Below are 26,778 nucleotides of genomic sequence, written 5' to 3'. Positions count from 1 at the left end.
AAAATGCATTTCGCAAGACCTTTTCATCGCCTTCCGAACGAGCCAGACAAAGGAATCTCAATTGCGTTAAATGAAGGGAGCAAGCCTCCTTGCACCCTTCATTGGGACAGATCATCGGTCAAGCCCGTTTTCAGGCGGCATTATACCAGGAAAGACTGTCCATTCGCTGTTCAAACTTGAACCCGGCCGCATCACCGTCCTGCCAGACAACGGTGGCTTTGGCCACCTTGCCATCAGCCAACTGCAGAACAACCTCATCCCCGGGTTTGACCTGACCGGCATTTTCGATCTTGCATCCCGTTTCGCTTGCATTGGCCAGCTTCGCGTTTACCCGACGACCATCGGATTGCACGACCACGATCTGGTTCATTTTAACACGCAGGCTCGCCCGGCGCTCTTTGACATCCTGCGCAACGTTGTGAAGGAAGCCCTCGACCTCGCGGGCCAATTTGTCTGCAACCAGTGTCAACTCGTCAGAGGCAAGTTTAACGGTCCGCGCTTCATTGGCGGTCTCACCGATCACGGATGTCACCCCTTGCACGTTCCTCATGGCGTCCTGAGTGTCAGAGTTAGCCAAATGAATAGAACTTGCGATTTCGTCCATCGAGGATTGCTGATGCTCGATGGAGTCGGAAATCGCGCCGGTCACAGAACTGATGTCGCTAACCGTATGCGTGATACGACCGATGGCAGAAACAGCATTCTCCGTTAGGGACTGAACCCCGGCAATCTGGCTACTAATCTCCTCGGTCGCCTTTGTGGTCTGACTTGCAAGCTCCTTGACCTCAGACGCAACGACCGCAAAGCCCTTGCCCATCTCACCAGCGCGCGCCGCTTCGATTGTTGCATTCAAAGCCAGCAGGTTGGTCTGATCGGCGATTTCCCCGATCATACTGACGACCGTCCCGATCCGCTCGGCGGCTTCTGCAAGCGACGCCACGTCCTTGTTGGTCGCCTCAGCTATTCCGGTCGCCGAGCTGACCATATCCCTTGCCTGTCCAGCCTGATCGGAGATCTCGCGCACGGCTGCCACCATTATCTCGGTCGCATCGGCCACGGTTTTGACATTGCCAGAGGCACCGGCAGAGGCACGCTCAGCTGATCCGGCCTCGTTGGTGGCAGACTCCGCCACTTCGGAAAGTGTGCTGGCGGTCTTGTTCATGGCGTCAGTCTGACCGCGCACCGAAACTAGAGTGCTGTCGATGATCGTACGGAATTCCGTCACCAGATTGCCAAGATTCAACTGTCTGTGCTGTTCGCGATCCCGTTCACCCTGCGCAGCCCTCTCAAGGCGCAGACGCTCAACCGCATTTTCCCGAAAGACGTTCACAGCTCTCGCCATGGCTCCGATTTCGTCGGCACGATCAAGTCCCCGCATCTCCAGATCCGTTTGGTTCCGTGCCAGCAATTCCATGTTTCTGGACAGCTCGAGCATTGGTGCAGTCACCGAACGAGTGACCAGAAAGGCCATCAATCCACCAAGCACGACCATCATGGCCAAACCGGCAAGTAGAATCCAGAATGACCGATCGGCCCGGCTGGCCACCCGATTGACCTCTTTGACGATACTGTCCGCGATGCCGTCTTCGATCTGTTTCATCCGGTCGATCCGCTCTGTGCTCGCCTTGAACCATTGCGGACCGGTCACACCGGACACATCGCCTCCGAAAGGTGCCTTGTTTGCAATGCCGCGCAGTGCATCGACAGTCTGCTGCTCAGAGCTCGCCAGGAGTTTTTGCCAGGCTTCGATATCAGAAGAGTTCGCAAAGTGTTCGAAGACCGAAGCAAAGGCATCCTGCTGGGCCCCAAGGCCGACAAATTTGCGATAGATCCCTTCGGCGAATTGTCCGGCACCAAACCCCGAAGCCCCCATGGCGCGCTCGATACCTGCGCGTTCCTTGGCTTGAAGAAACGCCATATAAGCTGTCAGGCTCTTAACGACCGAACCATCTTTGGAGATCAGGCCGACGCCCTCGACAGATGACAGCAAGCTCGCAATGAGCGGCGTATAATAGGCTGCCATTTGCGGCACGGAGCGCGAGAAGCGATCAACATCGGACCGCACAGCAGCGAGCTTTTGCAGCTCGGCTCGCGCTTTCAAATAGGGTGTTTTGAATTCATCAAAATCAAGACGCCCGGAAGCATCGGGGATCTCTGATAAAAATGCCTTCAAGGCTCGGTCCGTATCTGCCCGGCGTGGGCCGATCGTGTCGGCGAACCTGGCACCCTTGGAGCCGATAAACCCTGCCGACGTGCCACGCTCTTTTTGGAGCTCATGAACCAACCCCGAAATCACGGGTGCCAAGGCGACCACATCGGCAACGGCCTCCGCTTCCGTTGCAGTCGATCGTTTTTCGATAAGATCAATTGCCCCAAGTCCCATTAGCAAAAGCAATGGCACAAAAGACAAAATGGAAATTCGCACAGAAATAGTCATTTTTTCAAGAAAGCTTTGCATCATACACCCCATACATTGATGTATCGAATATTAAGACAGCAAATACTTAATTTAAAAATTACTCTACTATAACCAAAAGTGAAAGATGATGATCTACTTGATTCAGAGCGAAAACTTCCTTTACAAAATCAGAAAAGATTGAGATTTCGACGATCAACAGATCCACCATCGCTCTGCCTTCATCGAGTTTCAGCAGCATCACAACTAGACGACCGTTAAGCCTCGGCGTGGGAGGCTCCAACACGCTTTTGATCGCGAAAGGCGCGACCAAGGATATGGCCGTTCAAACCGATAACCAGTCCTAGAGCGAGAGGCGAAAAGATCGCTTCTTCCTGAAAGATCCCGTTCACCACCACAACAAACAGCGAAAAACACGCCATTGAATGCAAGGTAACGCGACTGACAAAAGAGACCCGGTAGGTCTGGAAACCAATCCAGAAATAGACGCCAAGCAGCCCGAGCGCGGCAAACCCCATCTGGTGCAGCATCACCCCAACCGCACTCTCCATTGCGATCGGCGTACGGCCAGCGGCCTGATAGGCCTGCCAGTCAAGCTTGTTGAAGTCGGACACGAGGTTACCGGCATCCCCCAACCCATTGCCAAACGGATCGACAAGAAAATTGTAAACCCCGCCCATGAAGCCCAGAACATGGAAGTCCCCGATCTGCAGACCGGTGACAATCCCCAGTCCGATATAGACCATCAGAACAACGACCAGAGATGCCAAACCAAATGCAGCGCCAAACAGCCAGCGCGCAACGAGCGCACAAAAGGCAAGGAACAGCATGATCAAAGACCCTTTGGCACTGGCAAACAGCAACAGTGGCACCATCAACACCGCGAGATACCATCGGCCATTCATAATCATGAGAAGCGCAAGAAAGGCCAGCAAGTAGGAATAGCTGATGGCATGATTGTTCGGCCCCATCAGACGCAGAATGACGAAACTGTTGTCGCCAAGTAGCGGCGTGTTCAGGAAGGCGACCTTGAAGGTATCAAGAATGCTGGTGACAAACTGACCGGTCTCTGCTGCGACCTTGTCAGCAGCCAGATAGAGTATGGCCTCCCGGTTGCCCACTTCCCATAGTTTCCATCCATTGACGAGATCCAGCCACAGCTCGCGATCAATCATTTCGATGAACCCGAGCACCAGGATGATAACCGACAGGCCCGTGAAGAAGGGCAGCATCGGCTGATCATAACGAAGAGCACTGAGAAGAAAGATCTGGAAAATGATCAGGGGGCTGATCACGTTGCGCAAATAGATGATCGCCCCGGCCGGGTTTTTGGCCATGCCAACCAGAAGATAAAGCCCGATGAGAGCAAACCCGAAAAGACAAACCAGCATGATCCGGTTGACCGGCCTGCCATATTGGCGCCAGTTAAGAGCGTAAGTCCCGAATATCCAGATCCACAGGATCATCATCGTCAGGAAATTGTATCCCCGAACAAAATTATAGTCTTCGAGCCCGGCGATATAGCCAGAGAAGATCGACACGAACATATTCTGGAAGACCAGCGAGAAGACCACGATCATCGGCGCCATGGCCGGGAAGAACAGAGCCACCCCCGTGGCGAGCAGAAACTGACAGAATATCGCGAGGATAGGGGAGACGAAGTGCGCCGATATGGGAATGACGGTTATGGCAAGGCAGAGAAGCAGCGTAAAGAAGACATGACTGACCGTTGCAGCATGCTTTTGCAGCAAGCCGGTTTCAGCAGGGTCTGATCTGGAAAACATGGGTTGCGACATCGATCCCGATGCCGTCGTCGGGCCGTTGTAAATGCTGCTCTCCTACTGGCAATTCCGCTTCAAAGAATAAAGCCGCAACCTTGCAAAAGCCTTAAATGGAAAAGTCAGGGAATTGTCAGTCCAGAACGGACTGAAACGGACGCAAGGAACCAAGCAAACAGGCATCCGGACCGACATTCGCTCTCTATTGCCCAGAACCTCCAGCCAGACACGAGCCTTTAGCTCGCGTTGCCAAGAAAGGCTCGTCAAAGAGCCGCCCATTTCAACCAATCGGCAACCGATCAGGCAGCGTCCTCTTTGCGCTTTTCCTCAGCAAGAATCTCGAGCGCCAGCACATCCAGAAGCTCGACAACCGCCTTGCTGCTTTCATCCAGCCTATGCAATTCTTTAAGCATCAGCTCGTCATTCCCCGCAGCACGCGCTTCAAGCGCGCGTCTTGCCGACGAATGTGTTTCCTCGTGCGGCCCAAGAAGCTCGATGAAGGTTTTCGAGTGGCGAATGGTGTCGTTGGTCATCTTGTTGTACCATTTCCCCAGGCGGCAATGGTGGTGATCCGGCAGCTCCCTAGATGCCTTCACCCCTTCGGCAAAGCAGGCCTCAACGACATCGCGTTTGAAAATGATGTGATCAACCTTCGCGGCATAGCAGAGCGAAGCCGCCGACTCTTCGTCGAACATTTCCTTCGTGCGCTGAACGTAAAACTGCGTTGTGTCATGCAGGCTTTGAGCCACCGTGCCAACCATCACGGAATTGTCCGACGAAATGTGCGCGATTTTTCCGATGCTCGATGCAACCTCGGCGCTGGCTTCCTTCTGCCCGATCAGGATCGATGAGATTTCGGCCATGCTGCCGGAAACAGACCCGACCTGTCCGGCAATCTTGTCCATCAATTCGGACGTTTCGTTGATTGCCTGTTCACCATCAGAAACAGCGGAGGTCGACATTTTCATGGTTTGTTGGATATTGGCCATGCCCTCACGAAGCATGGAGACGCGTTGCACGATGTCTTCCGTCGACTTTGATGTCTGTGTCGCGAGCTCCTTCACTTCCGAGGCGACCACCGCAAAGCCCCTGCCCGCAACGCCGGCCCTTGCCGCTTCGATCGTCGCATTCAGAGCGAGAAGATTGGTTTGGGCGGCGATGCCCTCGATCACTGAAATGATCTGATCAATTTGTTCAGAGGCCGCCGTCAGTTCGTCAACATTCTGTGACGTGGATTCGACCGATGTTGCAATATGCTGCATCGTCCCGGACATCCGCACCGTCGTATCGTGACTATCAACCACATTCGAGTTGGTTTCTTCAGCCTCTTTCGCAACCGCGCTGCTGTTTCGTGACAGCTCTTCGACGGAAGAAACCATTTCGGTCGATGCCGCGGAGATGGTCTGACTGCTTCTTGCAGCATCTTCTGAATTTCTTTGCAACAGGGCAACTTGCAGCATGATGTCGTTGAGCTCGACGACAGAGCGCGTCATGCGTTCAAGACCCTTGATATTGGCATCGCGAAGATCGTGTGCAGCATGACCCTCCAACGATTGTTCATACCCGCAAATGGTTCCAGTAATATCGGCAAACGCCTTGTAGACAAGGGTGAGAAGCAGAGAATCAAGATTGCCTTTGCGCAAGGCAGCACCTTTTGTCAGCTTCGGGATCATCTGCATCACGGCTCGGCCATACGATGAAACATACCAGGCGATAGGCACGCCTTCATTCTCAAGGGTGCGACCGTTCGCTATCGCATTGAGCAGTGTTTCGTCATCAAAATCCTTGTGAAACAGAGAAGACCAATCTGCCTGCTGCTTGCCTAGCAAGGCATTCAGCGTGTCATCTTCCGGCAGTTTGCCAGAAACGCTGCTCGCCTTTAGCGCGGTGTGAAACTCCTGAACGACGGCGTCCAATTCCCCGCCGATACCTAGCGCGATATCTTTGGTGAGACTTTTTTCCGAATGTCCCTGTTGGAGAAATTCGACTGCTTCCTTGCAAGGAGAATAAGGTTCCATCGTCAAGTCTTTCAAAACAGGTATTTATAAAACTTGTTTTACGAGCTAGACTCAAAAACCATAAAAAACTGTAAATATGCAAAACATCACACATTTACTGCACCAAAAAGCGTGCGCATTCCGGTCTTATCCGGCCACTGATTCCGACAGCATCCGGCCACCCATTCCGATTTGATCCGGCCATTGATTCCGGAGCATTCGGCCCCCCCTTGTGAAGGGGATTTGTCGACCGTTTTGAGGTAATCACTCACCGGCTATCTTGTGTTCTTTTGGAACGTGAGAAAGCCCCATGAAGAGATTACCAATGCGCAAGATCCGGGAAGCCCTTCGGCTTCGGGCAGAAGGCTTGTCAGGACGCCGAGTGGCGCAAAGCCTTTCGATAGGACGAGCAACGATATCGGACTATTTCCGTCGCGCGGATTTGGCTGGTTTGGCATGGCCTCTGCCGGTTGATTTGTCTGACAGTGATCTGGAACTTCTTCTTTACCCATCCCAACCTGGGGCGTCCTCTCGCGCGGTACCGCAGCCAGACTGGGCTCATATGCATGCCGAGCTGCGCCGCAAAGGTGTGACGCTGGCTCTGTTGTGGCAGGAATATCGCGAGGTTCATCCTGACGGCTATGGTTACAGCCAATATTGTGCCCGCTATTCAGCGTGGGAAGGCAAGCTTTCGCCGGTAATGCGCCAGCGTCACCCCGCTGGTGAACGGTTGTTTGTCGATTATGCGGGCCAGACCGTGGATGTGATCTGTCCTCAGACCGGTGAAGTGCGCACAGCTCAGATCTTTGTGGCCACGCTTGGGGCGTCGAACTACACCTATGTGGAGGCCAGTTGGACCCAGAGCCTGCCGGATTGGATATCGAGCCATGTGCGGGCCTTCGATTTCTTCGGCGGTGTGCCTGCGATGATTGTCTCAGATAATCTGAAGTCAGCGGTAATCAAGGCCTGTTTCCATGACCCGGCGATCAACCGCACCTATGGGGATATGGCTGCACATTACGATACCGCCGTTGTGCCCGCTCGTCCGCATAAACCCAAGGACAAAGCCAAGGTCGAGACGGCGGTTCAATTGGCCGAGCGCTGGGTATTGGCTCGACTTCGCAACCAGACCTTCTTTGGCCTGGACGAGCTGAACGCAGCAATTCGCCCTCTACAAGATCAGCTCAATGCCAAGGTCACCCGGCATCTGGGTACCAGCCGCCGGGCCTTGTTTGAGAGCCTGGACAAACCAGCCATGAAGCCAGTGCCCCGGGAGCCATACGTCTATGCCGAATGGAAGCAGTGTCGTGCTGGGATTGACTATCACATCGATGTGGACCGGCACTATTACTCGGTACCCTACCAGCTGATCAAACAAAGGCTATGGGTGCGGGTCGCCGCGCGGACCATCGAAGTCTTCCATAAAGGTCAGAGGGTTGCGTCTCACGTCCGCATCTCTGGTAACCGCCAACATTCCACCCAGAAAGAACATATGCCGTCCAATCATCGCCATCGTGCCGACTGGACGCCGGAAAGCATCCGAAGGCAAGCCGTCCGCATCGGCCCCAATGTCGATACCTATGTTGAGGTCGTCATGCGCCGACGCAAACACCCAGAACAAGCCTATCGCAGTTGCATGGGCGTGCTCAAGCTTGCCCGATCTTTTGGCAATGCTCGCCTCGATGCTGCCTGTGAACGCGCGCTCGAGATCAACAGCTACACCTACCAATCCCTGCATTCCATTCTCAAGAATGGTCTGGATCGACAACGCCGAGAAACGCCCACGGACGGCCCCGCGATCACCCACCCCAATATCCGTGGTGCAGATTACTTCCATTGAAAGGACAGGATATGCTGACACATCCAACCCTGGAGCAGCTCAATAGCCTCAAGCTCGACGGCATGGCAGAGGCCTTCACCGAGCTGGCCAGCCAAGACGGAACGGCTGATCTGACCCACGCCGAATGGCTGGGGCTACTCATCGACAGAGAAGCTGCCAGCCGCGAGACCAAGCGGTTCGAGAGCCGAATGCGAACCGCACGTCTGCGCCATGTCGGAGCCGCCCCAGAAGATGTCGACTACAAAACCAGACGTGGGCTGGACAAGGCGCTGTTCCAGCAACTGCTGACAGGTAAATGGATACGGGACAAACGGAACTTGATGATCACCGGCTCATGTGGCGTCGGTAAAACCTGGTTAGCCTGTGCGCTCGCCCAGGCCGCTTGTCGAAGTGGTGTCACCGTGCTTTACAAACGTGTGCCGCGTCTGTTTAGCGAATTGGAGATGGCCCATGCAGACGGGCGCTTCCCGCGCCTCTTTCGAAGCCTTACCAAAACCCAACTCCTGATCCTCGATGACTGGGGACCCGACCGTCTGAATGCAAACCAGAGACGGGACCTCATGGAAATCGTCGAAGAACGATATGGTGCAGGGTCAATCCTGATCACCAGCCAATTGCCGCTGAAAACCTGGCACGAGGTTATCGGCGAACCTACCTTCGCCGACGCTAAAGCATATCGCAATTAATTAACCTCATACCCGGCAGCTTTGAAGTCGTTCAGACACTCCTTGGCAGAATAGAGGTCACAAATGTCACCGATCGCGTCTGAGATTGTATCGAAGCTTCTGGCTGCTCGCTTGCGCAGCAGTGTCTTGAGTTTGGAATATGCCATTTCGATGGGATTGAGGTCCGGTGAATATGGCGGAAGAAACAGCAGCCATGCTCCCTTTGATTTGACGAGCTTGTGAGCTTTCTCACTTTTGTGGAAGGCGACATTATCGAGGATGACGATGTCGCCAGCAGACAGGGTCGGCAGTAGTTGAGTTTCAATCCAAGTTTCAAAGATACGTCGGTTCATCGGAGCATTGACGATCCAGGGCGCAACCATCCCACGGGATCTCAAACCAGCGATGAAGGTCTGGGATTTCCAATGACCAAAAGAAGCGTGGGCGCGATAGCGCTGTCCTTTTGGTGACCATCCAGACCGTTTGGTCAGCTTCGTGTTGGTTGATGTCTCATCGATAAAGATCAATCGGGACAATGCTTTGTTGAAGAAAGGCCGGCGCTGATTGATCCATACATACCGATCATGAGCAATCGCGGCCCGTAGCTGTTCAGTGGCTACCAGACTTTTTTTTATGGCTCAGGCCGAGCCTGTGAAGCACGCGCCCAACGCTAGAGCGATGCACATGGACCCCGCGTTCAGCCAATTCCAGACAAAGCTCATCAAGCGTCAGATCGCCATTCTCAGACATGCGCCTTGTGATCCATTCATGATGCACACCCAACTTGCCTTTGTCTGGTCGGCCTTGCTTGCGAGGCTGCACAGAACCCGTCTCTTTCTTGAGAAGCATCAGGTTATTGACAAACCGTGGTGACACGCGGAAATGGCTGGCGGCCGCCCGATGCGAATGACCGGCATCAACAAATGAAGCAACACGTTCGCGCAATGCAATAGGAAGTGATTTGCCCATGATGATCCCCTTTTCTCAAAGGGAATCACAATTGGCAAAAAATGGGAATCCTGAATCTCATTAACTGCGACACGCTTTATCCTCGATCGGCTCGTGCACAACGCATATCGCCTCGAACTCGAAGGCCAGTCCTTCCGAAAAACCCATGTCAAAACGGGTGACGAAAACAACAAAAGCTGATACCTAAATCTTCAGGCCTCAAGACGGCACGCCAAAGGTGGCCGGATACTCCGGATTAGGTGGCCGGATGTTATCGGAATGGCCGGCCGAATGCTCCGGAATGCGCAAAAGCGCTCATAAACCAGAAAGATATAGAAATTTACACCAAAACATCGGCACGTCGGGCTCTTCTCACCTCAAGCCACGGCTTTGACTTGGTTGCCCTGCATCAAGGCTCCGTACTGCATGAGAGGCCCGACGATTGAACGTTGAATGCACTGAACACGAAGGGAAATGGTGACCCCGGCGCGAGTCGAACGCGCGACCTACCGCTTAGGAGGCGGTTGCTCTATCCTGCTGAGCTACGGGGCCATATGGTCAAACGGAGCTTTGTCGGACCTGCCAGCAAACAGGTAAAAGGCACCACAGCGAGCGGTCCACAAGGATCCAAAAGTCAGACTGACCAAAAGTGTTGAAGCTCTGTATCATCTCAATCCGGGCAGATCAACCAACCATCCCCTCGATCCACTCTGTAGCAGCCACAGGCTCCCTCTGGCAGCACCCTTTCGAGAAACATCGACACCGCGATCAAATAGGACAGCGCCATGAAGCCTCCCCTGTCGATATCCCAAGTGAGCATCGCTTTATGGCTCGCCCTTTCCCTATCGGCTCACGCTGAGGACGCAACAAACGGGCGGGCGCTCAACCCCTGCCTTCAGGATACGCAAGACACCCAGGCCATCGGCCTTGCCCTTGATCAAACATCACTCCACAAACTGACCAGCGAAAACGGCCAGACCTTTATCTTGTCCGGTCTTTTGGTCGAAACGCTGATCCCGCCTGCGCTCGAGGAAAAACGCATGGCACGCATCTTGGCGCTTCTTGAGCAGAGCGATGCGACCCTCAAACTGCTTGCCGACCCGAGCGCAAAAGCGGATCGCTATGGGCGCCTACCTGTTTTTGTACTCCGGGGTGAGCCGTCAGGCGAGCAGAGCGCAGCAGCAGATACGGTTCAGGAGCACCTCATCCGCGCCGGACTGGCACGCGTTGATCCGGCCCTTCTTTCATCGGCCTGCGCGCGCCACCTGCTGACCTTGGAGCAGCGAGCACGGGATAAGCACACAGGATTGTGGAAAGAAGAAACCTATCGCGCGAAAGACGCCAATCATCTTCACCTTTCCGCCATTGTCTCCACCTATCAATTGATCAAAGGCACGGTGCGTTCGGTTTCTCGCCGTCCGGAGACAACCAGCTATCTGAATTTTGGTCACTACTGGAAAAAAGACTTTACGGTCACATTGAGCAAAAAAAGCCTTGCTGCATGGGAACGGGAGAACAAATCACTGGATGAACTGGACAAAGCCCATATATATGTTCGGGGGTGGATCGAGGATCGAGGGGGCCCCTTGATTCGCATAAATCACCCTTGGCAGCTCCAGCAAAGGCCGTGATCAGGACAAGACAGGCCGCGCTCTGCAGCATTCCAAGACGGTTCTCCTCGGACTGCAATCGCGGACAGAGAGAAAAACGTCGAGCGACAGTGAAACAAGAAATCGAACCTTGTCCCAGTGGTTGGAACAATCACGTGCGGCAGGGGTTCATTGAATGGCACAGACGGCGCAGCACCTTGCGCAAGACCCTTCTGGCCGCATGATTTGGGGATAGTGTAGTGAGCTTCAAGCGCCTGAGCGATATGAGATTGGCCCTGCTGCTTTGCCTGTCGCTGTTGCTTTTGACCGGCTGCAAAAGCTTCCTGACCAACAACGAAGCGCCATCAATCTCGGGCATCGCACCAGTCAACAGCTCGGCAATCGATTCAGTCGAGCGGGAAATCGGACGCAAGGAACACCCCAAGATTGTCAAGGCCTATGGCGGCGTCTACAACAATGAAAAAGTCGAGATGATGGTGGCCAAGCTCGTCGGACGGCTGGTGCAGAACTCGGTCGAGCCGAACCGGCCCTATCGCGTCACCATACTGAATTCGCCCACGGTCAATGCCTTTGCCCTGCCCGGCGGCTATCTCTATGTCACCCGTGGCCTGTTGGCGCTGGCCAATGACAAGGCCGAACTGGCGGCCGTGCTGGCCCACGAAATGGCCCACGTGACCTCTCGACACGCGATCGCCCGTGCTCAGGCCCTCCAGAAGAACAAACTGCTCTCCCGCGTCATGGACAACATGGTTGGCCAAACGCCCAAGACGGCCTCCATCAAGGCACGCAATCTGGTCACGCTGGCCACCTTCTCCCAGGTTCAGGAACTCGAAGCGGATCGGCTGGGCATCGAAACCACATTCAAGTCTGGGCTGGACCCCTTCGCTGCCAGCCGGTTCCTGTCAACCATGGGACGCTATGCGCAATTCCTGACCGGACAGGCAGACAACGATCCGAAAGCGAATTTCCTGTCCTCTCATCCGACCACGCCCGAGCGCATCAAGACCGCCATTTACACGGCGCGCCGATATGGCGGCCCGAGCGTCGGAGCCCGTGAGCGGGAAGATTATCTCGATGCAATCGACGGGATCCTTTATGGCGATGCACCAGATGAAGGCTTCGTGCGCGGATACTCCTATATCCATCCGCTCTTGCGAATCCGCTTTACCCTGCCGCAGGGCTATCGTCTTGAAAACACAACCAAGGCGGTGCTTGCCGTAGCGCCCGACGGCACCGCGATGCGCTTTGATGGCGTCAACGTCAGCCCGGACGTTCCCTTGACGAAATATCTCATGTCCGGCTGGGTCACCGGCTTGTTGACCGGCTCCATCCGCGAACAGACGATCAACGGTCTGCCCGCTGTGCTGGCCTCGGCCAAGGCCAAGGGCTGGACATTCCGAATCGCCATCATCCGGGTTCAGTCGGCAACCTACCGCTTCGTCTTTGCAACAACCGACCCGAACCCATCATTCGAAAGCGCAGTGGCCGCAACCGTCAACAGCTTCCAGACCTTGTCATTTCAGCAGGCGCATGCTTTCAAACCCCTGACAATCTCTGTGACCAGCGTTGGGCGCAGCGACAGTGTCGAGAAGCTTGCATCTGAGATGGAAGGTGTCACGAGCAAGGAAGCGCTGTTCCGCATCATCAATGACCTCAAGCCAAGCGACGGCTTGCGACGCGGACAAAGGGTGAAACTGGTCAAATCACAGGACTGACGCGCCACCTGCTGCGGCCATCGTGCAATCCAGCCATGGAGTGGATTGTTCCAGCTAAGTTTTGATGAGCCCGATCGGGACGGCCTCTGACATCAGATCAATGCCAGAAATAGAACCCGACCCAGCACCTGAATCAAAAAACCTCGACCGATCAGCGATCGGTCGAGGTTTTTGATGTTCTAATCGGCTGACAGATCGACAGCCGCAAACATAATCAGGCAGCGGCTTCTTCTGCTTCAGTCTTCTCTGCACCACGGCGAGGATTCTTGGCCAGGCTCTTTTCGATGAGCTGAACAGCCTCAGTCGTGGACAGTTTGCGAATCGCAGCCACTTCACGTGCCATGCGATCAAGAGCGGCTTCATATAGCTGACGTTCGGAATAGGACTGCTCGGGCTGGGTGTCAGAGCGATAGAGATCGCGAACGACTTCTGCGATGGAATGCAGATCGCCGGAATTGATCTTTGCTTCATATTCCTGAGCACGACGGCTCCACATGGTCCGTTTGATACGGGCACGACCGGACACCGTAACCAGAGCCTTTTCAACGCTTTCATCGTCTGACAGCTTGCGCATGCCAACCGAAGTAACTTTACCCACAGGAACGCGCAGGGTCATTTTGTCCTGCTCGAAATTGATCACGAACAGCTCTAGGCTGAGACCGGCTACTTCCTGTTCTTCTATGTTGACGATTTGCCCGACGCCGTGCGCCGGATAGACGATGAATTCATTGATCTTAAAGCCCTGACGTTGGGTGGCTTTTTTGATGGCCATACGCTTGAAACTCCCGCGTCACATACATTACGAGCGGACATGACTTGTGTCCGTTCCATTATACCGTGGGAGGATAGGGTCTCCCGCACGGCTCGATTTTCGACAACAGATCATGAGACACCAAACCTAATGGAATGGATCTGAAACTGTATTGCCGTAATGCACCATGGCTGATTTTGGCATGCAGGTGTGGATTGCGCACTTTGACATTGCATGATATCCCAAATGCGCATAAAAAAACTCCCAGAGCAGGAGTATGCATACCTTCCTTGTCAGCTGATTTAGGAAGCATACCACATTTTTGTGATATTTCCAATGTTTGATTCCGATCAAACTGTTACACGATTTTCATACGTGAAGCCGCCATCTCTCAAAATCGAAAAATCCGCAGATTTCCGAGCTTTTCGCTGATTGACTGCGGGATTCCGGTCGTTTGAGCTTGCGGCTAACTACGTATAAAAAAGCCCAAGTGCGACATTTTCACACTCGGGCTCACCATTGAGAATGCTGCATGGCAGCATTGTTTAATCGCCTTCACCGGGATTTTTCGAAAGATACTGCAGCTTGTCCGAAACGCCATCCCACTTCTTGGCTTCTTCCATCGGCTCTTTCTTGACGGTGATGTTCGGCCAGACCTCAGAATACTCGGCATTGATCTTCAGCCAGCCTTCCAGTCCGGGCTCCGTATCGGGCTTGATGGCTTCTGCCGGGCATTCCGGTTCACACACGCCACAATCGATGCATTCATCAGGATGGATCACGAGAAAATTCTCACCCTCATAGAAGCAGTCTACAGGGCAGACTTCCACGCAGTCTGTGTATTTGCATTTGATGCAATTATCCATCACCACATAGGTCATTGACTTCTCCGCGCTGGCGGCTCCACTTAACACATCGCTGCCCCTTCAGGCACCCGTGTCAGTGGGCATTTTGGTCTAGCGATCGGCTCCAGTCGCCAACGGGCAGCGTGAGAGCCTTGGGGTTCAGAGCTTATCCGAGAAAAGTTACCGGGTATTGACCGGGTCTCATCCACATTGGATATGCGAAAGGTTGAAGACAGAAGCAGGTCCGGACCTTTGGCCGTATGACCGCTCTGGTGCGTTCAAAACGCTGAATTTCAGATACCGTTAGCTATCGCTTTTGCGATCTTGTTGCAAGGCGCAATGATTGCAAAATTGTGCTGGCTACCAGAACAGATTTCCAAAGACCGGGCCAAAACCCTTCTCTCATCCCAGGGACATCCCCAGACAGCCGGCGACATGGACAGAGCAATGCGAACACCTGCCCTGATCAACCACAAAACGCCGCGACAAAACAGGTAAAAAACATACCTATTTGACAAAAGGACTAGTTTCTTCTGGATATCGAAGCCGAACAGCGACCATCATTCATCAAGATAGCCGCGTTTCACGCGCAAGATTTCACGCCGGTCCCGTTTGGAAGGCCTGTGGCCGGGGTCCGACTGTTGCGCCTTTTCCTCAGCGGTTTGTTTGCTCGGTGCCGGAGACAGATCCTCATACAGCACCTGAGCCTCGGAAGCCGGACCACGCCGACTTCCCAGCTGCACCACCCGATAGATGATCACGGCATTGGCTCTGGTGACCGTCAGGACATCGTCAATCTTGACGGTCTGGCTCGCAGCAGTGACCTTCTCCTTGTTCAGGCGAACATGCCCGGACGTGACAAGTTTGGCGGCCATGCTCCGTGTCTTGGCCACACGCGCGTACCAAAGCCATTTGTCGATGCGCAGCTTGGCGGAGGTTTCACTCATCACTCACCTGAACAGCCATCGGCGACAAGAGCTATTTGCTCTTGTCGAGATCGGCCTTGAGAGCGGCAAGAGCCGCAAACGGCGAATCCGGATCAGCGACCTTTTCAGGTTTTCTGGGTGCCTGATCGCGCGGTTTGCCGCGTCCCTTGTCAGGACGTCCACGGTTCTGACCATTCCGGTCGCCACCTTTCGGACCACCTTCACCACGAGGACCACCGCGCTTGCCGCCTTTGCCGCCACGGCCTTCCTTGTTGCCAGAAGGTTTCTGACGACCACCATGCGGATTGGGGCGACGTTCGCCACGTCCGCCCGGACGCCAGATCTCGATCCACTTTTCTTCCTCGGCGGCATCTTCAGCCCCGGCCTCAGACTGAGCGCCTGTCGCGGCGTCAGAAACCGCTTCTGTTGGTGCCTCTGCGCCTTCAGCAGAAGCGTCAGCAGACGCCGTTTCGACCGCTTCATCCGCACCTGCATCTTTCTGTGGAGAAGTCTCCTCAGATGCAACCTCTGCATTCTCAGAAGCCGCTTTGGGCTCGTCACCAGAGGCTTCATTCTCGGCAGCGGCGGCCTTCTCCTCAGGTGTCATCTCGACCTTACGGCGCTCAAGACGGTAGCCAAGAGACCTGAGAATGGTGGAGAAATCTTCTCCTGCGCATCCAAGAAGCGAGGTCATCGCAACGGTCACCGTGAAGCCGCGATCCATCACGCCTTCGGGTGGCTCGGAGGCATCTTCAGTGGGCCGCCAGCTCAGCAGCGGACGGATCAGATCTGCCAGACGTTCCAGAATATCGATCCGAACGGCACGCTTGCCATAAACGCCGAACCCGACCGTCTTGTAGAGCTCGGGGGCGATGGATTCGTTGACCGGAATGGATGTGCGACCAGAAGCAGAAAGCTGTGGCACCTCGACAATGCCATCCTGCTCGAGGCCGCCATGGTGAAGCGCCCACATCATCACCAGCATGGTGCTGGGCGCAGGCTTCAGCAGAACCGGAATATAGATGTGATAGGCCCCGAACCGAACGCCGAATTTACGCAAGGAAGCGCGGGCATCCTGATCCAGAGACCGCACCTCTTCTGACACCTTACGGCGATCAAGAATACCAAGGTTTTCAACGAGTTGGAACGCCAAACCCTTGGCGATTCCATCCAGTTCCTCAGCACTGGACAGATCGACCAGCGGCTGTAGGAGCAGATTGATATGATTGTTGAGCCACAGGTTTATGCGCGACTGGACATTCTCCAGCGCTGCACCCGTGAGGCCTTCGTCCGCGAGCACCATCAACCGCGGCTTGAGGATAGAATCCCCGGCCACAAGCTTGGCGATCGGCGCACCTTGCCAGCGCAACAAACCATCTCCGGACAGCAGGAACTGATCGTTCGCCGCTCCTGCGATTTTTTCCGATCTGCTCTCGAATTCGACAGACAGAACTTTCTGCGCTGCGGCATGAATGGCTTTGGCATCATTGCCTTCAGCACTCACATCGGGCGCAAAGCGAAACCCTTGCAATTGACCAACATGCTGACCTTCGACCAGCACATCACCGGTAGGGGTAATTTCCGCTTCGAGCATTGCTTTTTCTCTCAGACGTTTCATCAAAACACTTGTGCGCCTATCAATAAAGCGCTTGGTGAGCCGCTCGTGCAAGGCATCCGAAAGGCGGTCCTCAACAGCTCGGGTCTTCTCTTGCCACAAAAGGGGATCATCTAGCCACCCCTTTTTGTTGGCGACAAATGTCCACGTGCGAATATGTGCGATTCTGTGTGCAAGTGTGTCAATGCCGCCATCAATTCTATCCGCATAGGCGATTTGTGCAGCAAGCCAATCACGCGACAAAACGCCTCGGTCGTCCAATTGCTGAAAAAGGATCCCGATCAGCTCGGCATGATTCGTTGGTGCGATCTTGCGATAGTCCGGCACCTGGCAGACATCCCAAAGCAGCTTGAGCCGCTCCGGATCGCAGGCGCGACGCTGAATATCGCGATTCTTGTAAAGAAGCTCGAGCGCCTGAAGATCGCTCGCTGGTAGGGATTTGGTCAACCCCACCTTGCCCGGTGCCATTTCCAACGAGGCAATGAGATCGCTGTAGCTTTCGAAATCGAGCAGGCGGTTGCGCCATTGCATCATCTTGATCGGCTGGAAGACATGGGTTTCGAGCTGCTCGACCAGTTCATCCTCGAACGGTGCCACCCTTCCGGTGACCCCAAACGTGCCATCGCGCGTGTGGCGCCCTGCCCGGCCGGCAATCTGAGCCAGCTCAGCCGCAGTCAGACGGCGATGCTGGAAGCCGTCGAATTTCTTCTCCGCCGCAAAGGCCACGTGATCAAGATCGAGATTGAGCCCCATGCCGATCGCGTCCGTCGCAATCAGATGCTCGACATCGCCATTCTGAAACAGCTCGACCTGCGCATTGCGCGTTCGCGGCGAAAGGCTGCCCATCACGACGGCAGCGCCCCCCTTCTGGCGACGCACCAGTTCTGCGATGGCATACACGTCATTGACCGAAAAGGTCACCACGGCAGAGCGGCGCGGCAAGCGAGAGAGCTTCTTGCTGCCCATATAGGTGAGTTGGGACATTCTGGGGCGCGAGGTGATCATCGCATCAGGCAAAAGATGCTGGATCAGCGGCTTCATGGTCGCAGCCCCGAGCAGCAACGTCTCTTCGCGCCCGCGCAAATGCAGAATACGGTCGGTGAAGACATGACCGCGCTCGAAATCGGCCGCCAACTGGACCTCGTCAATGGCGACAAAGGCCACATCGACATAGGCAGGCATCGCCTCGACGGTGCAGACATGATAGCGCGCACTCTTGGGGACGATCCGCTCCTCACCAGTATGCAACGCCACGAGCTCAGGCCCGACCCGTTGCACCACCTTTCCATAGACCTCTCGCGCAAGCAGCCGCAAAGGCAGTCCGATGATGCCGGACGAGTGAGACACCATCCGCTCAATTGCCATATAGGTCTTGCCGGTGTTGGTTGGTCCCAAAATGGCATGAACCCGCCCGGTGGTTTTGGGATGAGCCGCGAGGGACCCAAAATCATCCACCCAACCCGGCGCCTTCAGAGCTTCCTGATCCCGCAAGGTCTCGGAGCGACTTTTGCGCGGCTGAGCAGCCTCGCTTCTTGCCTTGAGGGGCGTTTTGGATTTCGATTGGGGTGCCGATTGGGACGGGATGTCGGATCGGGGGGGTGATCGGTTCTCTGGCCCAGAGGCCTGCCCATGCGTTCCGTTGCCATCCGCTGCCTTGAGCTCTTCGGCATGACGCAACAATTCAGCTTCAATGCCCGCAAAGCCATCATCCCGCCCCTGGTCATCGAACAGGGGAGACCGCCGGGCGCCATCCTTCGATCCATCCGCATCTTTTCTGGCAAGGGCTTCGCGTTCCGCGGCTTTGAGCGCCTCTTCCCGCGCCTTGCGCCGAGCGCGTTCCTCGGCCTCTTGCGCTTCTGATTTCAGCGCATCAGCAAGACCGGCCAGCGATGCAAAGGGAGACGAGGTGTCTTTTTGTTTTGTCATGAGGTGCCATGGGCCTCTCGTCGGAGCCGGCGCGCAACAGGGTGCCGGCTCTGATAACAGTTTGTCGCGCGCCCGTAGCGCGTCAGTTGATTCTTTATCCCAGAGACAAAGCCGGTATGGCAACCCCGTGCCGCAATGTTGAGCGCTTTATTCCGGTTTCAGGACATCCTTGCAACACAGCAAGGCGACAATCAGACCCTCTGTTCCGAAAAGAGCAAAAGGATGTCGTTAATAAATAGAACGAGTCTCGAACGAATCAGGGCCGAATCGGTGACTCTTAACAGTTCTTGCTATGTTCTCACAACAGATAGATATCTTGTCAACCATAGCCACCAGATTTGGCGCACCAAGAAAGGACGCCTGATGCTCAGTTCCAATCACAGTGGCACCAAAGACCCGGCCCGTTAATCATTCCGGTCCAATCTGAGACGGAAGCGTCTTTTCAGAGTGTTAACGTCACTTGAACCACAAACGAGCGGAGAATTAACCTGTTGAACAGGGAAGGAACAAACGCTGCACGAATCGAACATGGAGCTATGTTCCCATTTTGTTTCCTCTATATCTAGATACTGACAACTGATCGGTTGCAGCATCTGGACGGCGGCTTCAATAGCCACCACAGCGCACTTCTGCCCCAAAGGCATCTTGTTAATCTTCTGAGCCATTTTGGCACAAGTGAGAAGGCTATGAGAGAGCTGCCCCTCAGCACGAACCCGTCGCACTGACGATCAACGCCATGCGTGAATAGGCAGCGCGACGCTAGAGACTATATGCCTGTGCCAGCCTGACAATGCCAGACCTCCGGGCAACAAAAAAGAGGGCTCAAGGCCCCCTTTTCATAAATAGGTAAATGACAATCGCTCGGCTCAAGGCCGACATGGTTCGCTCGAACAACAGCGATCAGACCCGCTCCGGAAAACGGCGAGCATTGGAATCAACCTAGTTGATCTCCAGCTCCTTGGCCTCAAGCACCATGCGTCCAACCATGGTGCCAACCTGCAAGCGATAGACCGCGACAACCGGATCATCACCGACCGGAACAAACCAGGCTTCGATATCCTTGTTGTTCTCCATAAATTTGGTGCTCTTCTTGTTCGGCCTGTGGCCTGCAACAAAGCGCATCCGTGCACCACAGCGGGTCACGGGACCGACATAGCCCTTCCCGTCCGACTGGCGAATTTCCTCGGTGCCTTTATAGAAAAGCTCGAAATTGTAGCGCCAGCGCCCATCGAACATCCGCACCGTACGATCACAAACTGATTTGCCAACCCGGTGCTTCTTGGATTTCACCGACATCAACAGGCCGCTCATGGGATCAATGATACCGCGCGTATGAACGCGCTTCAGCGGAATACGATCAGAATGCCTGGACACGGGCGGCGACGCAGAAAACTTGCTGACATTGCCCGAATGCATCGCGATCTGCACCACATTGTGGATCTTGTCCTCGCGGGAATTGAGTGCATACATCGACGGCAACGACTTGGCACCCCTGAATCTGCCCTTGGAAATCGCACGGCCCTTGCTGTTGATGAACAGTCTGGAAATGCCGCTCGTCTTGGCATAGCCATCGATGGAATAATTGCGGCCATTCACGCTCGCCTTCACAGTGCCGCTGCCCACAGGAATTCCGGCGATCGAAATGCCGAACCGGGCATCGATCTGCGTTGCGTGGGCACTCTGCCCCCAGCCGACAACGCCAGCAATCAGACCAAGTCCCACCATGGCAGGACGAACCGTTCCCCATCCAAAGGAAGGCAGCAATGGCTTACCACGAGAGGGAACATGCTTCCAGATCGGCATTTTTTGTCCTCAAATCCCTAAAGACAGACACAAGACCACACGCGTTAAAGCCCATGAGAAACCGATCTTCGCCACACAAACGAAGCGGTCACACCTTCATGAACTCATCGACGACGCTTACTTTCACACCACCACTTTCGCCACATATGGTTAATAAATTGCAAGCAGGGCCCTTCTACAGAAAATTTTGATCAGCGGTGGATCAAGCGCTATATTTGCTCGCCTTGTGCCTGTCCTGGCTGGTATATCGGCTCTGTTCAACACAGATCCGCGCGATCTTGTGCACTGTCTTTTCCCGTATCTTCTTTGGATATGCGGAAATTCGGGCAGATTCATGAAAAGATGCGCAGCAATGGCGGCAGAAACGCTTGACGCGCGCGGCTATCATCACTATACCGAGGCGACTTTCCGCCAATCTGCTGCCTGTAGACTGGTTGGACACAGAATATGAAATGGGCGGGCGCCAGTTGGCGTCCTAATAATTTGTGAGGGATATTCCATGGCACGTCGCTGTGAACTGACCGGCAAAGGCGTTCAGTCCGGTAACAACGTCAGCCACGCAAAAAACAGAACCCGTCGTCGCTTTCTGCCAAATCTGGTGAATGTGACTCTGCTGAGCGAAACCCTCGGCACCGGCGTTAAGATGCGCGTTAGCGCTCACGCTTTGCGGTCTGTTGAGCATCGTGGCGGCCTTGATGCCTTTCTGGCCAAAGCCAAGAACACTGATCTGTCTGACAACGCTCTGCAGATCAAACGCAAAATCGAACGGGCTCAGGCAGTTTCCTGATCCCTGCTTCGCTTTGTGATCGGCACTTTCGTGCCAACAGATAAAAACAGCGCCCGCAGGCGCTGTTTTTGTATTTGCTGACATTCATGTCCGGCAAGCAATGGGGTCCACAGCGGCCCATCTCGCTTCAACGCTGCCTTGGGCTATCTTCCCATCCGCAGCCAACATAGGAGGGTGACATATGGTTGCTTCTCGTTCTTCCCTTGGTCTGGCCATTCTGGCCATGGTCGGCGTCGTTGCGGCGTCCAACTATCTCGTACAATTCCCTTTTGAGCCGTTCGGCCTTCAGGATCTTCTCACCTGGGGGGCTTTCACCTATCCGGTCGCCTTTCTGGTCACAGACCTGACCAACCGGAAATTCGGCCCCAGTTCGGCCCGCCTTGTGGTGCTTGCCGGTTTTGCCATCGCGGTCATTCTGTCGATCTGGCTCGCCACCCCGCGCATCGCCATCGCGTCTGGCTCAGCTTTCCTTGTTGCCCAGATGCTCGACATCTTTATCTTCAACCGCCTGCGCCGCGATGCATGGTGGAAGGCTCCGCTGACCTCGTCTTTTCTGGGATCCATCATCGATACGGTGATCTTCTTCGGCATCAGCTTTGCTATGGCCTTCACCATTCTCGATATCGGATTTGGCTTCACTCCCGACAGCTTCCCGTCTGACCCAGCCCCGTTCCTCGGGCTTGCAAGCCTTGAAGCACCGCGCTGGCTTAGTTGGGCCGTGGGCGACTATCTGGTCAAGATGACGGTCTCGCTCTTTGTCCTTGCCCCCTACCGTATGCTGCGTTCGCGCAATGACGCACTCAACGCGGCGACGGCCTAAAACGAGCCCCAAGATCGGCCTGAATAATCAACAGGAAAGCAACAAGCGGCCCGGCATCAGCCTCGGGCCGTTTTCACAACCGGACTCACTGTCCGGCAGGTAGCAGGAACTGCAGCAGCAGTGTGCGCTGGAAGGCGTTCAGATTGTCATCCGAGATCAGGGTGATGACATTGGCCCCATCGGGCAGGGTCTGAACCGCCAGCCCCTCCATATTGTCCACCTCATAGGTGAGCGTGGCCCTCAAAAGACGGTCCATCCGCTCGACCCGGCCTTGAGCGAGATCTGCCGCCCGCACGCGCCGAACCTGGATCACCAGACCACCCAGAAGCGAGAAACTGCGTTCGAGAACGAGCAAATCCCCGTCAGCCGTAAAAGCCGCATCCGTCGCCAAAAGATCACCGCTCTGAGGCAGAGAAAAACTCTTGATACCGTCTGGCGAGAGGATCCAGCCCAAGAGACGGCCATCGCGGCTCGCTTCACTGATCAAGAAAACCGAACCGCCAAACGGGCTGCCAGACGGCGCAACGGCAACCGTTTCCAAGCCCTTGTTGGCATGGTTCACGGAGCGGATATCATCACTCAGGGTCAATCTGCCCAGAACCCGTCTTGGTTCGCCATTGATGAGACCATAGCGCATGACGCGGGCGTCGCCCTCAAAGCTCACGAGCGCCTCGTCGCCGCGCAAATCAAACCCTTCCGAATCACGCTTCCATTGGGGCGATTGGCTGTCCAGACCGGGCAAAAAGCCAAACCGCACCTGATCGATCCCCGAAGGCCGACCATCCGCATGGACAAGCCGCGCCTTCAACACGGTGCCCTTATCCCCAATCGCCAGAAAGGTCTGCTGATCAAGAAAGGCCAAACTCGAAAAGCCGCCAAACAGTGGCTCGGGGCTTTCGAGTTCAAGCCCGCCAAGCCAGACAAGCTTGCCGAAGGTCTCTCCCGCCTCGAACGAGCCGTCAAAGGAGGACAGCTCTGTGGCCCGAACCGCAATGGTCTGTGGCTTGGGGGCAGGCTTTGGCAATTGGTCAAGCGCATGCGCATCACGCGACAGGCTAAAGACCGACGCGCCAATCAGCAGGCCGCCCAACAAGTGACGGGCAAAACAAATACGGGATAAGGGGAAGAAAGCCCCGGAACGCACCCTAGCGTCTCCGCACTCGGCGTCGCGCCTGCATGTCCTGAGCAGGCTGGACATTCTCGTCGAACAATTCCGCCAGCTTCTCGGTCATCGCTCCGCCCAGCTCCTCGGCATCAATGATCGTCAGAGCCCGACGATAATAGCGCGTGACATCATGCCCGATGCCGATGGCAAGCAGATTGACCGGCGAACGGGTCTCGATTTCCTCGATCACCTCGCGCAGATGCTTCTCAAGATAGTTGCCCGGATTGACTGACAGGGTGCTGTCATCCACCGGAGCGCCGTCCGAGATCATCATCAGGATCTTGCGCTGCTCGGGACGACCCAGCAGGCGCTTGTGCGCCCAATCGAGCGCCTCACCGTCGATATTCTCCTTGAGCAATCCCTCGCGCATCATCAGGCCAAGATTGCGCCGCGACCGCCGCCACGGGCTATCGGCAGACTTGTAGATAATGTGTCTGAGGTCATTGAGGCGGCCCGGATTGGCCGGTTTGTCCGCCTGTAGCCACGCCTCGCGAGACTGCCCACCCTTCCACGCTTTGGTGGTGAAGCCAAGGATCTCGACCTTCACATTGCAGCGTTCCAGCGTCCGCGCCAGAATATCGGCGCAGGTCGCGGCAATGGAAATAGGCCGACCACGCATGGAGCCGGAATTGTCAATCAGCAACGTCACGACCGTGTCGCGGAACTCGGTATCCTGCTCCCACTTGAACGACAGCGGCCGCATTGGGTCTGTGACGACACGGGTCAACCGCGCCGTGTCGAGCAGGCCTTCTTCAAGGTCGAAATCCCAGCCGCGGTTCTGCTGTGCCAGCAAGCGGCGCTGCAGGCGGTTGGCAAGCCGTGCAACAACCTGATGCAAATTTTGCAGCTGTTTGTCGAGATGCCCGCGCAGGCGATCCAGCTCAGCTGATTCGCACAGTTCCTCTGCATGGATGATTTCGTCATGGGCGCGTGAGAAAACGCGATAGGAGGTGTCAGGTTCGTTGCGGCCATAGTCCTGAGGCGCCATGGATTCGCCGGACTCGTCACCATCTATCTCATCGAGATCCTGCATCTCCTGACTGAGTTGCTCTTCAGCTTCCGAATCGCCCGACTCAAGATCATCGGCGCTGGCTTCCAGATTTTCTTCCTGGTCCTGCTCGCCGCCTGTGGCTTCTTCGTTCTCGCTGCTGTTCTCGGAATTTTCATTCTCGCCGTCGTCATTCTGATCGTCGGCATTTTCCTCGCTGTCCTCGGCTTCGCCGCCCATATCATCGGCAACATCGAGATCCGCCAGCACGCGCCGCAGACTGCGGGCGAACTTCGCCTGGTCATCAATATTCTGCTCGAGCGTATCAAGGCTGCCCGCAGCGGTCTGTTCCACCCAGTCGCGCCATTGATCCACCAATGCACGGGCAGAGTCAGGAATTTCAGCTCCGGTCAGTTTTTCCCGCACCAGAAGCGACAGCACATGATCCAGCGGGGCTTCTTCAACCCGGCTAGAATCATTGGTCACCAACCGGCTGTAACGATCCTCAAGCATGGCCGAGAGATTGCCTGCAAGCCCGGTCATCTGACGCGATCCGACGGCCTCGACCCGCGCCTGCTCAACCGCATCGAACACACCACGCGCCCGAGCGCCATCCGGCGCATGTTTTGAATGAACACGCGGATCATGACAGGCAACCCGCAAGGCGAGACTGTCCGCCTGCCCTCTTAAGATCGCCGCGCGCGCCGGCGTCAGCGCCCGTGGTGGCTCGGGCAGACGCGCTTGGCCCGAGACAAGCATCGGCCGATCCGATGAGAAGTGCACATCAAGATCAACCGGCCCGGCAATCGCCTTGAGCGTGCCCTTGAGCGAATGCTTGAACCGCTCGTTGGGGTCGGCATGGGGTCGGAACTTGGATGGGCTTTTAGTCGTCATGAATGGTTCATTCCGCCAATGAGGTCAGGTTGGCAAAGGGCGGCAGAGATCAGCTGACCGCGATATTGAGAGACGATTCGGGCAATTCCTCGCCGAAGCAACGCTGATAGAATTCGGCCACCAGCGGCTGTTCCAGCTCGTCGCACTTGTTCAGGAACGTCACGCGGAACGCAAAGCCCAGATCGCCGAAGATGTCGGCATTCTCGGCCCATGTGATCACCGTCCGCGGGCTCATGACGGTGGACAGATCGCCGTTCATGAAGGCACTCCTTGTCAGATCGGCCACACGCACCATCTTGTCCGCCCGGTCCTTGCCATCATCGCCCACAAGGCTCTTCACCTTTGCCATCACGATATTGACTTCATTGTCATGCGGTAAATAGTTGAGCGTGGAGACGATCGACCAACGGTCCATCTGGCCCTGGTTGATCTGCTGCGTGCCGTGATAAAGACCCGACGTATCGCCAAGGCCAACCGTGTTGGCGGTGGCAAACAGGCGGAAGGACGGGTGCGGACGAATAACGCGATTCTGGTCGAGAAGTGTCAGGCGACCGGCGACTTCGAGAACGCGCTGAATAACGAACATAACATCAGGACGACCGGCATCATATTCGTCGAACACCAGAGCGACGTTGTTCTGAAGCGCCCATGGCAGAATACCATCACGGAATTCCGTCACCTGCATGCCATCCTTCAGCACGATCGCATCCTTACCGATCAGATCGATACGGGAAATGTGGCTGTCGAGGTTGACGCGCACGCAAGGCCAGTTGAGCCGCGCTGCAACCTGCTCGATGTGAGAGGATTTACCGGTGCCATGATAGCCCGAGATCATCACGCGACGATTGTGAGAAAAGCCGGCGAGAATGGCCAATGTCGTCTGCTTGTCGAACAGATAATCGGGATCCAGATCCGGCACATGATCAGACGTCTGGCTGTAGGCAGGAACCTTCAGATCCGCATCGATACCAAACAGGTCGCGCACGGAAACTTCGGTATCCGGCAAATTGGAAATCTCGTCGTTCATTTTATTCATAGCACTGCTCTGGATGAGGCCCGCTCGCCCGATGCTGCACTGGAGCAAAGGGGTGCTGAAGACATAGCGTCCAAGGCCCGTTTGAATGGCTCGGTCATACGAAATCGCAACTTAAAGCAATCCCGACCGAAATGAAAAGGAAGAATTTGCGTTTTTTCTGGCGGTGGAAGGAACAGCGCAGATCAGCTCGCTAATCACCAAAGAGAAAAGGCGGCAAGAGCCGCCTTCATGTCACATGAGCTAAGCGGGTCTA

Annotated in this window: 17 protein-coding genes, 1 tRNA gene and 1 pseudogene; 6 read left to right on the top strand and 13 right to left on the bottom strand. The window is 55.4% G+C overall.

Annotated elements, in window-relative coordinates:
• Nucleotides 1–130 precede the first annotated feature (130 nt).
• The 3 genes from CPH65_RS05300 to CPH65_RS05285 form a co-directional block, all read right to left on the bottom strand.
• The gene (locus CPH65_RS05300) at nucleotides 131–2,383 is read right to left on the bottom strand and encodes a methyl-accepting chemotaxis protein (protein WP_172891459.1); all 2,253 of its coding nucleotides are present in this window, start codon (nucleotides 2,381–2,383) and stop codon (nucleotides 131–133) included.
• A 290-nt stretch (nucleotides 2,384–2,673) separates the two neighbouring features.
• Complete coding sequence (locus CPH65_RS05290; RefSeq protein WP_096172458.1) at nucleotides 2,674–4,200, bottom strand: hypothetical protein; 1,527 nt, start codon at nucleotides 4,198–4,200, stop codon at nucleotides 2,674–2,676.
• Between the two features lie 293 nt (nucleotides 4,201–4,493).
• Nucleotides 4,494–6,212 (bottom strand): globin-coupled sensor protein, encoded by a 1,719-nt coding sequence (locus CPH65_RS05285; protein ID WP_096172457.1) that lies wholly within the window; start codon nucleotides 6,210–6,212, stop codon nucleotides 4,494–4,496.
• A gap of 289 nt (nucleotides 6,213–6,501) precedes the next feature.
• On the opposite strand from CPH65_RS05285, the gene istA reads away from it, so the two are divergent.
• On the top strand, nucleotides 6,502–8,031 hold the full coding sequence (gene istA / locus CPH65_RS05280; protein ID WP_096171580.1) for an IS21 family transposase: 1,530 nt from the start codon (nucleotides 6,502–6,504) through the stop codon (nucleotides 8,029–8,031).
• An 11-nt stretch (nucleotides 8,032–8,042) separates the two neighbouring features.
• Nucleotides 8,043–8,717 carry an IS21-like element helper ATPase IstB gene (gene istB, locus CPH65_RS05275; protein ID WP_096172456.1) on the top strand — a complete coding sequence of 225 codons (675 nt, stop codon included), beginning with the start codon at nucleotides 8,043–8,045 and terminating at the stop codon, nucleotides 8,715–8,717.
• Here the strand turns inward: istB and CPH65_RS24945 are convergent.
• Both CPH65_RS24945 and CPH65_RS05265 read right to left on the bottom strand, forming a co-directional pair.
• Nucleotides 8,714–9,665 (bottom strand): annotated as a pseudogene (locus CPH65_RS24945) (IS630 family transposase). The gene istB and the pseudogene CPH65_RS24945 overlap by 4 nt on opposite strands.
• A 454-nt stretch (nucleotides 9,666–10,119) precedes the next feature.
• Nucleotides 10,120–10,196, bottom strand: a tRNA-Arg gene (locus tag CPH65_RS05265).
• A 260-nt stretch (nucleotides 10,197–10,456) separates the two neighbouring features.
• Here CPH65_RS05265 and CPH65_RS05260 point away from each other — a divergent pair.
• Nucleotides 10,457–11,275: a thermonuclease family protein gene (locus CPH65_RS05260; protein ID WP_172891458.1), complete on the top strand. Its 819-nt coding sequence runs from the start codon at nucleotides 10,457–10,459 to the stop codon at nucleotides 11,273–11,275.
• Between the two features lie 218 nt (nucleotides 11,276–11,493).
• The gene (locus CPH65_RS05255) at nucleotides 11,494–12,969 is read left to right on the top strand and encodes a M48 family metalloprotease (RefSeq protein WP_096172454.1); all 1,476 of its coding nucleotides are present in this window, start codon (nucleotides 11,494–11,496) and stop codon (nucleotides 12,967–12,969) included.
• 214 nt (nucleotides 12,970–13,183) lie between these two features.
• Here the strand turns inward: CPH65_RS05255 and CPH65_RS05250 are convergent, their stop codons facing one another.
• The 5 genes from CPH65_RS05250 to CPH65_RS05230 all read right to left on the bottom strand — a co-directional run bounded on the left by CPH65_RS05250 (nucleotide 13,184) and on the right by CPH65_RS05230 (nucleotide 20,835).
• A complete protein-coding gene (locus tag CPH65_RS05250; protein WP_096172453.1) occupies nucleotides 13,184–13,741 on the bottom strand; it encodes a CarD family transcriptional regulator in 558 nt (185 codons plus the stop codon).
• 524 nt (nucleotides 13,742–14,265) lie between these two features.
• Nucleotides 14,266–14,601: a ferredoxin FdxA gene (fdxA, locus tag CPH65_RS05245; RefSeq protein ID WP_096172451.1), complete on the bottom strand. Its 336-nt coding sequence runs from the start codon at nucleotides 14,599–14,601 to the stop codon at nucleotides 14,266–14,268.
• A gap of 524 nt (nucleotides 14,602–15,125) precedes the next feature.
• Nucleotides 15,126–15,512 (bottom strand): RNA-binding S4 domain-containing protein, encoded by a 387-nt coding sequence (locus CPH65_RS05240; RefSeq protein ID WP_096172450.1) that lies wholly within the window; start codon nucleotides 15,510–15,512, stop codon nucleotides 15,126–15,128.
• Between the two features lie 31 nt (nucleotides 15,513–15,543).
• Complete coding sequence (locus CPH65_RS05235) at nucleotides 15,544–19,032, bottom strand: helicase-related protein (RefSeq protein ID WP_371359434.1); 3,489 nt, start codon at nucleotides 19,030–19,032, stop codon at nucleotides 15,544–15,546.
• A gap of 939 nt (nucleotides 19,033–19,971) precedes the next feature.
• Nucleotides 19,972–20,835: a DUF3108 domain-containing protein gene (locus CPH65_RS05230; RefSeq protein WP_096172448.1), complete on the bottom strand. Its 864-nt coding sequence runs from the start codon at nucleotides 20,833–20,835 to the stop codon at nucleotides 19,972–19,974.
• A gap of 499 nt (nucleotides 20,836–21,334) precedes the next feature.
• On the opposite strand from CPH65_RS05230, the gene rpmB reads away from it, so the two are divergent.
• Together rpmB and CPH65_RS05220 are read left to right on the top strand one after the other, a co-directional pair.
• Nucleotides 21,335–21,622 carry a 50S ribosomal protein L28 gene (rpmB, locus tag CPH65_RS05225; protein WP_096172447.1) on the top strand — a complete coding sequence of 96 codons (288 nt, stop codon included), beginning with the start codon at nucleotides 21,335–21,337 and terminating at the stop codon, nucleotides 21,620–21,622.
• A 181-nt stretch (nucleotides 21,623–21,803) separates the two neighbouring features.
• The gene (locus CPH65_RS05220; protein WP_096172446.1) at nucleotides 21,804–22,442 is read left to right on the top strand and encodes a queuosine precursor transporter; all 639 of its coding nucleotides are present in this window, start codon (nucleotides 21,804–21,806) and stop codon (nucleotides 22,440–22,442) included.
• A gap of 85 nt (nucleotides 22,443–22,527) precedes the next feature.
• Here CPH65_RS05220 and CPH65_RS05215 read toward each other — a convergent pair whose 3' ends face one another.
• Genes CPH65_RS05215 through cobS form a run of 3 tightly spaced genes read right to left on the bottom strand, consistent with a single transcriptional unit; the run spans nucleotide 22,528 to nucleotide 26,525 of the window.
• Entirely contained in the window at nucleotides 22,528–23,586 is a 1,059-nt protein-coding gene (locus CPH65_RS05215; RefSeq protein WP_157747514.1) for an esterase-like activity of phytase family protein, read from the bottom strand.
• 1 nt (nucleotide 23,587) lies between these two features.
• Complete coding sequence (cobT, locus tag CPH65_RS05210) at nucleotides 23,588–25,489, bottom strand: cobaltochelatase subunit CobT (protein WP_096172443.1); 1,902 nt, start codon at nucleotides 25,487–25,489, stop codon at nucleotides 23,588–23,590.
• Nucleotides 25,490–25,538: 49 nt separating this feature from the next.
• A complete protein-coding gene (cobS, locus tag CPH65_RS05205; protein WP_096172442.1) occupies nucleotides 25,539–26,525 on the bottom strand; it encodes a cobaltochelatase subunit CobS in 987 nt (328 codons plus the stop codon).
• Nucleotides 26,526–26,778 lie beyond the last annotated feature (253 nt).

It is taken from the genome of Cohaesibacter sp. ES.047 (assembly GCF_900215505.1).
GTDB lineage: Bacteria > Pseudomonadota > Alphaproteobacteria > Rhizobiales > Cohaesibacteraceae > Cohaesibacter.
This window is presented reverse-complemented; position numbering and strand designations above follow the sequence as displayed.

What these genes read in the sequence shown, in the direction of transcription:
- CPH65_RS05300 (WP_172891459.1), bottom strand. Translation starts at nt 2,383, where the DNA reads ATGGGACTTGGGGCAATTGATCTTATCGAAAAACGATCGACTGCAACG.
- CPH65_RS05290 (WP_096172458.1), bottom strand. Translation starts at nt 4,200, where the DNA reads ATGTTTTCCAGATCAGACCCTGCTGAAACCGGCTTGCTGCAAAAGCAT.
- CPH65_RS05285 (WP_096172457.1), bottom strand. Translation starts at nt 6,212, where the DNA reads ATGGAACCTTATTCTCCTTGCAAGGAAGCAGTCGAATTTCTCCAACAG.
- istA (WP_096171580.1), top strand. Translation starts at nt 6,502, where the DNA reads ATGAAGAGATTACCAATGCGCAAGATCCGGGAAGCCCTTCGGCTTCGG.
- istB (WP_096172456.1), top strand. Translation starts at nt 8,043, where the DNA reads ATGCTGACACATCCAACCCTGGAGCAGCTCAATAGCCTCAAGCTCGAC.
- CPH65_RS05250 (WP_096172453.1), bottom strand. Translation starts at nt 13,741, where the DNA reads ATGGCCATCAAAAAAGCCACCCAACGTCAGGGCTTTAAGATCAATGAA.
- fdxA (WP_096172451.1), bottom strand. Translation starts at nt 14,601, where the DNA reads ATGACCTATGTGGTGATGGATAATTGCATCAAATGCAAATACACAGAC.
- CPH65_RS05240 (WP_096172450.1), bottom strand. Translation starts at nt 15,512, where the DNA reads ATGAGTGAAACCTCCGCCAAGCTGCGCATCGACAAATGGCTTTGGTAC.
- CPH65_RS05235 (WP_371359434.1), bottom strand. Translation starts at nt 19,032, where the DNA reads ATGACAAAACAAAAAGACACCTCGTCTCCCTTTGCATCGCTGGCCGGT.
- CPH65_RS05230 (WP_096172448.1), bottom strand. Translation starts at nt 20,835, where the DNA reads ATGCCGATCTGGAAGCATGTTCCCTCTCGTGGTAAGCCATTGCTGCCT.
- rpmB (WP_096172447.1), top strand. Translation starts at nt 21,335, where the DNA reads ATGGCACGTCGCTGTGAACTGACCGGCAAAGGCGTTCAGTCCGGTAAC.
- CPH65_RS05220 (WP_096172446.1), top strand. Translation starts at nt 21,804, where the DNA reads ATGGTTGCTTCTCGTTCTTCCCTTGGTCTGGCCATTCTGGCCATGGTC.
- cobT (WP_096172443.1), bottom strand. Translation starts at nt 25,489, where the DNA reads ATGACGACTAAAAGCCCATCCAAGTTCCGACCCCATGCCGACCCCAAC.
- cobS (WP_096172442.1), bottom strand. Translation starts at nt 26,525, where the DNA reads ATGAATAAAATGAACGACGAGATTTCCAATTTGCCGGATACCGAAGTT.